Annotated in this window: 11 protein-coding genes; 3 read left to right on the top strand and 8 right to left on the bottom strand. The window is 67.7% G+C overall.

The genetic code is table 11. From position 1 onward, the window contains the following. Positions 1-4: 4 nt before the first annotated feature. The 7 genes from AC2DFQ_RS14265 to AC2DFQ_RS14235 form a co-directional block, all read right to left on the bottom strand. Complete coding sequence (locus AC2DFQ_RS14265) at positions 5-529, bottom strand: MaoC family dehydratase (protein ID WP_484508061.1); 525 nt, start codon at positions 527-529, stop codon at positions 5-7. Next, the gene (locus AC2DFQ_RS14260; protein ID WP_484508060.1) at positions 519-971 is read right to left on the bottom strand and encodes a MaoC family dehydratase; all 453 of its coding nucleotides are present in this window, start codon (positions 969-971) and stop codon (positions 519-521) included. Before AC2DFQ_RS14260 ends, AC2DFQ_RS14265 begins: the two co-directional genes overlap by 11 nt. Continuing rightward, positions 968-2557, bottom strand: coding sequence for a class I adenylate-forming enzyme family protein (locus AC2DFQ_RS14255; protein WP_484508059.1), 1590 nt, complete (start codon positions 2555-2557; stop codon positions 968-970). The genes AC2DFQ_RS14260 and AC2DFQ_RS14255 overlap by 4 nt, the downstream gene beginning before the upstream one ends. A 19-nt stretch (positions 2558-2576) precedes the next feature. Next, complete coding sequence (locus AC2DFQ_RS14250; protein ID WP_484508058.1) at positions 2577-3470, bottom strand: SMP-30/gluconolactonase/LRE family protein; 894 nt, start codon at positions 3468-3470, stop codon at positions 2577-2579. Positions 3471-3502: 32 nt separating this feature from the next. After that, complete coding sequence (locus tag AC2DFQ_RS14245) at positions 3503-4177, bottom strand: GntR family transcriptional regulator (protein WP_484534338.1); 675 nt, start codon at positions 4175-4177, stop codon at positions 3503-3505. 2 nt (positions 4178-4179) lie between these two features. After that, on the bottom strand, positions 4180-4662 hold the full coding sequence (locus AC2DFQ_RS14240; RefSeq protein WP_484534337.1) for a MaoC/PaaZ C-terminal domain-containing protein: 483 nt from the start codon (positions 4660-4662) through the stop codon (positions 4180-4182). A gap of 130 nt (positions 4663-4792) precedes the next feature. Further along, the gene (locus AC2DFQ_RS14235; protein ID WP_484534336.1) at positions 4793-5821 is read right to left on the bottom strand and encodes an NADP-dependent oxidoreductase; all 1029 of its coding nucleotides are present in this window, start codon (positions 5819-5821) and stop codon (positions 4793-4795) included. 136 nt (positions 5822-5957) lie between these two features. Between AC2DFQ_RS14235 and AC2DFQ_RS14230 the strand changes: the two genes are divergently transcribed. The 3 genes from AC2DFQ_RS14230 (at position 5958) to AC2DFQ_RS14220 (ending at position 8709) form a co-directional block, all read left to right on the top strand. Next, positions 5958-6836, top strand: coding sequence for a helix-turn-helix domain-containing protein (locus tag AC2DFQ_RS14230; RefSeq protein WP_484534335.1), 879 nt, complete (start codon positions 5958-5960; stop codon positions 6834-6836). A 73-nt stretch (positions 6837-6909) separates the two neighbouring features. Further along, the gene (locus AC2DFQ_RS14225; protein WP_484534334.1) at positions 6910-7608 is read left to right on the top strand and encodes an SDR family NAD(P)-dependent oxidoreductase; all 699 of its coding nucleotides are present in this window, start codon (positions 6910-6912) and stop codon (positions 7606-7608) included. Positions 7609-7737: 129 nt separating this feature from the next. Next, the gene (locus AC2DFQ_RS14220) at positions 7738-8709 is read left to right on the top strand and encodes an aldo/keto reductase (RefSeq protein WP_484534333.1); all 972 of its coding nucleotides are present in this window, start codon (positions 7738-7740) and stop codon (positions 8707-8709) included. A gap of 33 nt (positions 8710-8742) precedes the next feature. Here AC2DFQ_RS14220 and AC2DFQ_RS14215 read toward each other — a convergent pair whose 3' ends face one another. Beyond that, positions 8743-9492 (bottom strand): SDR family NAD(P)-dependent oxidoreductase, encoded by a 750-nt coding sequence (locus tag AC2DFQ_RS14215; protein ID WP_484508051.1) that lies wholly within the window; start codon positions 9490-9492, stop codon positions 8743-8745. Positions 9493-9640: the final 148 nt, after the last annotated feature.

Genomic DNA, 9640 nt, shown 5'->3' with positions numbered 1-9640 from the left:
CCCGTCAGCGTTCGCTGAGGAGAGTGGTGATGCGGTGGACCTGCTGGCGTGTGCGTGCATCGTCGAGGTCTCCGAAGGCGGCTCGACGTTTGAGAAGAACGGTTCTGATGGCGGTGAGGACCTCCCGCTCGCGGACCATCGCGGTGATCCTGTAGGTCAGCACGCCGTTCGAGGGATCGGGACCGTCGGCGAGCTCGAGCACTTCGCTCGTGGCCATGAGGCTGTCGCCGGCCACGATCGGGGTGGGCGTTCGTACGTTGGTGCAGGAGACTTCGGCCAGTGCGTGCTCGCTCATGTCCTCACTGGTCAAGCCGACCGCGATCGCGAGAGCGACGGGCGCGCTCAGCGGTAGCTGCTGGAAGCTGCCGTCGAAATAGTCGGCGAGGGAGGCGCGGTTGAAGTGTGTCTGGGCCGTGTTCATGGTGAGCAACGACAGGATCTCGTTGTCCGACTCCGTGACCGTGTGCCCTCTGCGATGGTGGACCACTTCGGCCACTGCGAAGTCTTCGAAATAACGCTCACTGGCCATGGCGGCTCCTCACGAGGCTGGTTCGTCGGAATCTCACGACTTCCCGGTCACCGTCGTCGCCGATGGTCTCCCACTCGACGACTCCCCAGCCCGGCCGCGACGAGGACGGTCGCCGCGAGATGACCCGGCTTCCGGCGCTCAGTGTGGTGCCGACGTGGACGGGCTCGGCGAAGACGACGTCGTCCGCCCCGAGGAAGGGGCCACCCGACTCCGACAGGTCCTCTACCGACAGGCCGATGACGATACCCAGCACGAGATAGGGGCTGACCGGGAGCACGGCATGACCCGCGGATCGCGCGATCTCCGCGTTGAAATAACGGGGTTCGTAGAGATGCGTGAGTGTGGCGAAGAGGATTGCGTCGGCTGTCGTGACCGTGCGTCCCCAGTGGTGGACGAAGACGCGGCCCGGCTCGAAGTCCTCGTAGTACGAGATCGCGCTCATCCCTGGATTCCCATCTCTGCCAGGACGTCGGTCCGCAGCGCCAGCAAGGACGCCTTGCCGCTGGCCAGCTTCGGGATGCTCGCGTCGTCGCGGAAAAGGACGTGCGCGGGCGTGTTGTAGCCGGCCGAGTGCTCTCGGACGAATTTCTTCAGTTCGGCCGGCTGGGTGCTCTCCCCTTCGAAGAGCTCGACGACGGCGGCGATGGCCTCACCCTTTTCCGCATCCGGCACACTCACGACGAATGCCTGGCGCACCGCGGGGTGGCGCTGGATGACAGATTCCACTTCGCGCGGGGATACGCTCACGCCGCCCACCTTGATGAGGTCCTTCAACCGGGAGTGGTAGTGCAGCGCCCCCGACGCATCGATGCGGACCAGATCACCCGTGCGGAAGAATCCCTGCGCGGTGAAGGCTTGTCGCGTGGCCTCAGGGTCGTCGAGGTAGCCGGGACTGAGGGGGCCCCGTACGAGCAGATGTCCGACCTCTCCACCGGGCACTTCGCTCTCCGTCTCCGCGTCGACGACCCGGAATTCCCACCCGGGGAGGGCGGTGCCGTCCATTCCCAGACGGACATCCACCGCGTCCGTCGCCGACGACATCGCGCAGAGACCGTGGCACTCGCTCAGCCCGTAGATGCCGCAGATCTCCGTGACGCCGAGATCCTCGATGGCCAGACGCTTGTCCTCCCGCGAGTACCCCGTCAGCCCTTTCCGCAGCGCCAGACGCCTGGGCCGCTCTCGCTGGGCCTTGATCAGCGCCCGCGTCATGTTCCCGAGCCCGTAGTACGCCGTCGCGTTCGTGCGCTCCATCGTGTCGAGGGCCTGGTCGGCGTCGAACGCCTCCTCCAGGACGAGCGCCGTGCCGTGCGTCCAGCAGGCGGCGATCGCGTTGGCGGCGGCGAACGCGTAGAAGAGAGGAACAACCAGCCACAGACGGTCCTCGGCGTTGAGCCCCTGCCGCTCCCCGATCCAGTAGTCGTTGCGGACGGTGTAGTCGTGTCTGGTGATGACGCCTTTGGGCTGTGCCGTGCTTCCAGAGGTGAACAGGATGAAGAGGTCGCTGTCGCCGTCGACGGCCCGCTCTCGCTCGGCCAGCGCGGCAGCTTCCACGGCGTCCCCGCGTCGGAGGAACTCCGTCAGAGGAAGCGATGCGGCGGGCCCCCGCTCCCCCATTGCCACGGTCAACCGCACGGACGAGCGGTGAGGGAGGATCTCCTCGAGCATGGCTGTGAAGTCCTGGTTGCGGAGCCGGTCGGCTGCGAGAATCGCCACCGACTTCGAGCGATCGATCGCCGATGCCAGCTCGTCGGACTTGTGCCAGGTGTTGAGTGCGGTCACCACTGCCCCGATCCGCGCTGCAGCGAAGGAGGCCAGCAGCCACTCGGGACGGTTGGGTGCGAGCACCGCGACGCGCTCACCCGGCCGGATGTCGGCGGCCATCAGGGCCCGGGCCCATTCATCCACGGCGGCATCGAACTCGCGGAAGGTGAACTCGCGGTCTTCGAAGATGACCGCCGGCCGGTCGGGCCAAGCCGATGCGGCGTCGCGGAGCATCCCCCCGAACGTGGTCGCAAGCTTCGGTTCCATGATCCGTCCGTCCGCGTTGTCAGAGTCCCAGAGAGAAGGAGAGTGCAAGACCTCGACGCTCCACGTCGAGGGCGACCACGCGGCCTCCCTTGGCCAACGTCACCACGAGCTGGTCCAGATCCGTCCCGGCGAAGCAGAGGTTCGTCGGCATGGAGCCCCCACCGAAGTGGAGGCTTTCAACGAAGGCGCCGTCGGCGTCGTAAATGTCGACGGCGCCCGAAGACGTCCCCGCGACCAGGACCTCCCCGTCCGCGGTGATGGCCAGGCCGTCAGGGTAACCGTGGTCCATGGTGATCGTGCCGATCTCCTCGAGGGGACCGTCGCCGAGGGCGAAATGACGAACTCTTCCGTAGCGCGTTTCCGCGACGTACAGGGACCGGCCGCCCGGACCGAAGGCGAGCCCATTCGGATACCCGTCAGTCACCAGCTGTGTCTCGAGCTGCGCTGTGCGCGGATCCCACGCCTGCACGCGGCCATTGCGCTTGTTCGAACCGTGCGGGTCGCCGTTCGGCTCAGTGAACCACAGCCTCCCGTCGGGGCCGATGGCGCAGTCGTTCGGCGCGCCGGTGGAGACGACCAGGGGTTGCTGAAGCGCTCCTTGGCTGACCATCTGGATTCCGGCGATGCGGGGCGTCACACTCGCTCGCGGGGGCATGTGGACGCGCCCATTCTGTGCGATCCAGATCGTCCCCGTTTCCGGGTCGACGGCAAGGCCGTTCGGTCCGCCCCCGACCTCGGGCCCGGGGGAAGCGCCCGTGCCGTCGAGACCGACTCGGTAGAGCTGGGCCCGGGTGATACTCGTGACGATGACCGCGTCCCCGGTCCAGATCGGACCCTCTGTGAAGCCGATGTCGGATGCCAGTGGGCGCATCGCCGCCCCTTTACGGCCGGATCCGAGAGACGTCGTCGTCATGTCTGATATTTGATCAAATATCAGACATGGTGTCAAGAGGGCAGAGGCGCGCGCCATAGCCCCTCCCGAGCGAGCCGCTCGATCACGAGGTCAGCCTCGACCTCCAAGTGGCGGCGCGTGAGGCCGGCTGCCCGTTCCGGGTCCCGGAGCTCGAGCGCCCGGATCAGCTCCGAGTGCGCCGCCGCCGCGTCCACATCGCGCGGCGAGATGGCGGTGAACAGGCTGCGCGGGAGGTTGTGGGAGAGCTGCTGCAGGATGGCGCGCAGCCGCCGCGTCCCCCCGACCCGGTTGATGAGCTGATGAAACCGCCAGTGCAGATCGTAGAGCCGCCCGGGGTCTTCCTCCACCGACATCTCGTTGTGCAGGCGGCGCAGTTCTGCGAGGTCCTCCTCCGTCATCTCCGTCGCCGCGCGCGAGGCCGCCAAGCCGTGGACCAGTCCGCAGACCGTGTAGTGGTCTCGAAGGTCTTCGGGCGTGAACACGGCAACGAAGGTTCCCCGATGCTGCTCCGTATAGACGAGGCCGTCGGCTTCCAGGGCGATCAGGGCCTCACGCACGGGCAGCCTGCTGATGCCCAGCTGCTCCGCGATCGCGTCCTGGGGAATCTTCTGGCCCCCGGCCAGGCTGCCGCTGAAGATGAGTTCGCGAATCTCGTCCGCCACGCGTTCGGACGTACTCGCCCGCTTCACGCGACGGCGCTCAGTCACGGTCACTCATCGTCTGGGACCGACCCTTCCTGTGTCGCGGCGTCGTCCCGGAGGACGAGGGCGACCTCGACTTCGAGAAGATGGTTCTCCCCGCGCACAAGCGCCCCGGACAGCGTCACATCCACGGTGTCCCCCGTTCCGCGCCGCACGTCCATGACCTCGACCTCTGCATGGACGACATCCTCCGGCATGGCGGGACGAAGGAACTTTACGGAATTGAGAGCCCTCGCGGCAACGATCGGCTGTCCGTGCAGAACGTCATCGGACACCAGAGACTGGTAGACCGCCAGCGTGTACAGCCCGCTTGCGATGATGCCCCCAAACCTCGTTTTGCCCGCGGCTTCCTCATCGACATGTGCGGGGAGCGGATCCCACGCTTGGGCGAAGGCCATCATCTCGTCCCGCGGCATTGCGCGCTCGCGAGTCTGCCACCGTGCGCCCACGGTGGTGATCGGCTCCACACGCGACGCCGGTAAGCCGCTCATTTCGCAATGATATGACAGGGGCGCCGCACCACATCCCCACACTGCGAGGACGGGTTCGGGAGGGTTGCGCTCTCGTGCTCGCCGAAGGGATGCGGGGCACTCCTGCGGCGAGCACGCGCGGATGGACGGGTCAGGCGATCCTGGCGATCATCTTCCCTGCGCCCCGGCCCGTGAACATCTGCGGGAACGCAACCGGGATCGCCTCCAGACCCTCGATGATGTGCGTCTCGTTGTGCATCTTCCCGGCCGTGACATGCGGGGCGATGTCGTCGAGGAACTCCGGGTACGAGCCGTAGAACTGCGTCACGTCGAATCCGTGGACCGACAGGTTGCGGTAGAAGATCTTGCGCAGCACATCGGGCAGGTCGTTGGCACCGGCCGTCAGATCGGTGTTCGTGATCTGCGACATGACCCCTCCCACCGCCACGTGGCCGTTGACGTTCATGTGCTGCATCATCAGCGGGAACTGCGTGGCACCCACGTTCTCGTACAGGAAGTCGATGCCGTCCGGCACCGCCCGAGCGAGCTGCTCGGCGAAATCGGGCGCCTTGTAGTCCACCGCGGCATCCAGGCCGAGGTCGTCGAGAAGGTGCCGGGTCTTCTCCGGGCCGCCGGCGACCCCGACCACGCGAAGGCCGCGGATCTTGCCGATCTGCGCCGCGGCCGAGCCGACAGCGCCCGCGGCTGCCGTGACGACGAGCGTCGCGCCGGGAACGGGGTGGATGATCTTGGTCAGGCCCACCCAGGCGGTCAGGCCCGTCACGCCGAGGAGGCCGAGGTGCGCGGTCAGAGGCGCCGCCTCGGGGTCAACCACCCGGATGTCGGAGCCATCCGAGATCGCGTAGTCCTGCCATCCCGTGGTGCCGAGGAATCCGACGACGTGCTCGCCGACGGCGAAGTCGGGGTGGTTGCTCTCCGCCACGATGCCCACGGTGAAGCCGAACATCGTGTCGCCGACGTCGAGGGGGGCCTGGTCGCTGTTGGCGTTGCCCATGAGGATGCGGTTGAACGGGTCGAGGGAGAGCAGCGTATTGCGGACGAGGACCTGCCCGTCGCCGGGGACCGGTACCGGCCGTTCCACGATCTCGAAATCGCTCTGCTGGGGATTTCCCTGCGGTCGTGCGGCCAGAAGGATCTGACGATTCATCGGAGTGCCCATGCGGTGTCCTTTCATCGGTGAGCAAGTGGTGCGATACCCACCGAACGCGTTCGACCCCACCCGGACCAGTACCCCGACCTGCCTAGGGCGTGACAGGGCCATCCCACGCGGTCCGACCTCGGGTTACGGTTCCGGTATGACCGACAAGTCGAACCCTCTCGGCGACTACCTTCGCGCTCGCCGCGAACTCGTCACTCCCGACCAGGTGGGGATCAGCGACCCCGGCGACCGGCGCGTGCCGGGCCTTCGCCGCGAGGAGGTCGCGATGCTCGCCGGCATCAGCGTCGACTACTACCTGCGTCTGGAGCGCGGCCGCGACCGGAACCCCTCGGTGCAGGTGCTCGAATCCGTGGCCCGCGTGCTCCAACTGGACGAGGACCACATGGCCTACCTGCTCGGACTCGTCGCGGACAAGCCGAGTCGTCGCCGCTCTCGCCCGCGCAGGGAGGTCGTTCCCGCCAGCACGAGGGAGCTCGTCGCGAGCCTTCCGCATCCGGCCTTCATCGAGGGGCGGTACTTCGACATCCTGGCGGCGAACGCCCTGGCAACCGCCCTGTCCCCCCGCCTGGCCGTGGGCCGCAACCAGCTGCTCGACGTCTTCCTCGACCCGGCGGAACGCGAACTGCTGACCGACTGGGATGGCACTGCCCAGTGTTATGTGTCGAGCCTTCGGCAGGCGGTGGGCACCGATACAGACGATCCGCGCTTCCTCGATCTCGTCGGGAAGCTCTCCGTGGCCAGCCCGCCTTTTCGGCGCCTGTGGGACCGCCACGGGGTGGGTTCGCAGCGCAGCGCTCCCGTGACCTTCGACCACCCGCAACTCGGCGAGATCGAGCTGCATCGCGAGCGCCTCGCCCTCAGCGGAACGGAGGGCATCACGCTGGTGCTCTACCACGCAGTAGCCGGTTCCCCCGCCGCGGAGAAGCTGACGCTCCTCGGCGCGACCATCCCGGCCCCGGCCGATGACCCCGGCACGCGCTCGCGCGCAACGGTCGACAGCGACGAACAGCACTGATTCGTCGCATCCCACCCACCCTCCCGCCGAGCGCGTCGGGGGGCGGTTCATCGTGAAAGAAAGCAGGCTCCCCATGTCCACCGAACAACGAATCGCCGTCATCACCGGTGGCACCGGCGCCATCGGCAACGCGATCGCCACCGCGCTGCAAGCATCGGGATACCAGACTGTGGCGCTCGGCCGCCGCGGGGGCGATATCCGCGCCGACCTGACCACCGAGGAGGCGACGCGAAGCACCGCCGCGGCCGTGCTCGAGCGCTACGGACGCGTCGACGTGCTGGTGCACTCCGCCGCGGTGATCGATCAGATGCATCTGCACGAGCTGACCGCGGATCGCTGGCGCGCCGTCCAGGCCGTGAACGTCGAGGCGCCGCTGTGGCTGGCGCAGGCCTTCACGCCGGGGATGATCGAGCGGAAGTTCGGCCGGATCATATTCATCGCCTCCGACACGTTGTGGTCACCGCCCGGCGGAGAATTCCTCCCCTACGTGGCCAGCAAGGGGGCCATGATGGGCATCGTGCGCACCCTGGCGATGGAACTGGGCGGCGATGGGATCGCTGTCACCGCCGTCGCGCCGGGACTCACCGACACCCCGATCGCCCGCAGCGTGAACGATTCCGCCCAGATCGAGGCCGTGGTCGCCACGCAGGCGATGAAGCGCCCGCTCGTCCCCGAAGACACCGCGCACGCGGTCGCCTTCCTCGCCTCCGAGGGCGCCCAGGCGCTCACCGGACAGGTGCTCGTCGTCGACGGCGGGTCCACCATGCGTTGAGGGCGGAGCCCCGGCCGCATCCCGTCAACAGAAGAAGGAGAAGTCCATGTCGGACAATCTCATAGCGCGCGTCGCCACTCCTATCGCGTCGACGGTCCGCTTCGGCCGGCCGACTGAGGGGGTGACCCTATGAAGACCACGAACCTCGGAGCCCTGACCGTGTCCCGTATCGGCTTCGGAGCCATGGGGATGTCGGCGTTCTACACCGGCGCCGGCCAAGCGGAGTCCGAATCCCTCCGCACCATCCGGCACGCACTGGACCTCGGTGTGACTCACCTCGACACCGCCGAGGTCTACGGCCCCTATGTCAACGAGGAGCTCGTGGGGCGCGCCATCCGCGGTCGACGCGACGAGGTCGTGCTCGCCACGAAGTTCGGCCACATCTCCCACACCGGGCGCCCGGGACGAGACAGCAGCCCCGCCAACGTCCGCGCGGCGATCGAAGGATCCCTGCGCCGCCTCGGCACCGACTCCGTCGACCTGTACTACCAGCATCGCATCGACCCGAACACCGCGATCGAAGACACGATCGGGGCGCTGGCCGAACTCGTCACCGAGGGAAAGGTGCGCTTCATCGGCCTGTCCGAGGCGAGCGCGGCGACCATCCGTCGCGCGCACGCGGTGCATCCCCTCGCGGCCGTCCAGACCGAGTACTCCCTCTGGACGCGGGATGTCGAGTCCGATGTGCTGCCGACCCTGCGCGAACTCGGAATCGGGTTGGTGCCGTACGCGCCGCTCGGTCACGGCTTCCTGACCGGCCGCATCCGTTCGCTGGATGAACTCGACGCGGACGACTGGAGACGCACCAACCCTCGCTTCACGGGCGGGAACCTCGAGCGCAACCTCCGGATCGTGGACGAGGTACGAGACATCGCCGATGAACTCGATGCGACGCCGGCGCAGGTGGCGCTGGCCTGGCTGCTCGCCCAAGGCGAGGGCATCGCGCCCATCCCCGGCACCACCCGTGCCGACCGGGTGGCGGAGAACGTCGCCGCCGATGCCCTGTCGCTGTCGGCTGCTCAGCTCGAACGGCTGAACGCCTTGCCCGCGCCCACGGGGGATCGTTTCGACGAATCGGGCATGACCGAGATCGACGCGTGAACGCCGGCCGGCGCGCACCGAGGCGACCCGGGGTTACTCCGCCTTCAGGACCGCGAACCCTCCGTCGACGTTGAGAATGTGACCGGTGACGAAGCTCGCGTCTGCACTGAGGAGGAAGGCGATGGCGGCGGCGACCTCTTCCGGGGCGCCCAGCCGCTTCATCGCCGTCCATGAGGCGCCTACGGATGCGTCGACCAATCCGATGCGCTCCACCTCTTGCAACATCGGCGTGGCGATGTAGCCCGGCGTGACGGCGTTGACTCGAATTCCGCGCTGGGCCCACTCCACGGCGAGGGTCTTCGTGATCGAATGGACCGCGGCTTTGGCGGCTCCGTAGGCGACACGACGCGGATGCCCGAACTGGCCGGCAATCGATCCGATGTTGACGATCGAACCGGGTCGCCCGTCGAGCATTCGAGCGACCTGCTGGCACCACAGCATCGTGCCGTCGACGTGGACGGCCATCACCGCGCGGAAGTCGGAGATATCGATGCTGATGCTGTCGTCGTTGCGGACGATGCCCGCACCGTTGACGAGGCCGTCGACGGGTGGCGTGTCGCGCCCGATCCGCTCGGCGGCAGAGGCGACGGCTGCCGGGTCCGTCACATCGCACTCGAAGAGCCCGAGGCGGTCCTGGAAGGGGCGGAGCTCCTCCGGCAGCGAGGGGATGGTCCGGTCCACGAGCGCGACGTGGCGGCGCTCGTCATCGGTGAGCAGGCGTAACGCCGTGGCGGCCCCGATGCCTCCGACCCCTCCGGTGATGATCGTGGTGTGTGACGACATCGATGCGTCCTCCGTCCTGTCGTGCGCGGCGCGCGGGTGACACAGCGCGCGGCTCACGCTCGAGGGCGCGCGGGTGTAGTCGCGCACATCCTATTGTTCGGCTGATCCCCTCCCCGCACGCAGCAGCCGAACTCCGATCACCCGCACG

The sequence above is a fragment of the Microbacterium sp. Z11_20 genome (genome assembly GCF_057197605.1).
Note: the sequence above shows the minus strand (reverse complement) of the source record. Positions and strands in the feature narration are given on the sequence as shown.

Bases quoted from the DNA above. Each gene is read 5' to 3' on its own strand.
- AC2DFQ_RS14225 (WP_484534334.1), top strand. From the start codon at position 6,910: ATGTCCACCGAACAACGAATCGCCGTCATCACCGGTGGCACCGGCGCC.
- AC2DFQ_RS14250 (WP_484508058.1), bottom strand. From the start codon at position 3,470: ATGACGACGACGTCTCTCGGATCCGGCCGTAAAGGGGCGGCGATGCGC.
- AC2DFQ_RS14255 (WP_484508059.1), bottom strand. From the start codon at position 2,557: ATGGAACCGAAGCTTGCGACCACGTTCGGGGGGATGCTCCGCGACGCC.
- AC2DFQ_RS14215 (WP_484508051.1), bottom strand. From the start codon at position 9,492: ATGTCGTCACACACCACGATCATCACCGGAGGGGTCGGAGGCATCGGG.
- AC2DFQ_RS14230 (WP_484534335.1), top strand. From the start codon at position 5,958: ATGACCGACAAGTCGAACCCTCTCGGCGACTACCTTCGCGCTCGCCGC.
- AC2DFQ_RS14240 (WP_484534337.1), bottom strand. From the start codon at position 4,662: ATGAGCGGCTTACCGGCGTCGCGTGTGGAGCCGATCACCACCGTGGGC.
- AC2DFQ_RS14235 (WP_484534336.1), bottom strand. From the start codon at position 5,821: ATGGGCACTCCGATGAATCGTCAGATCCTTCTGGCCGCACGACCGCAG.
- AC2DFQ_RS14265 (WP_484508061.1), bottom strand. From the start codon at position 529: ATGGCCAGTGAGCGTTATTTCGAAGACTTCGCAGTGGCCGAAGTGGTC.
- AC2DFQ_RS14260 (WP_484508060.1), bottom strand. From the start codon at position 971: ATGAGCGCGATCTCGTACTACGAGGACTTCGAGCCGGGCCGCGTCTTC.
- AC2DFQ_RS14220 (WP_484534333.1), top strand. From the start codon at position 7,738: ATGAAGACCACGAACCTCGGAGCCCTGACCGTGTCCCGTATCGGCTTC.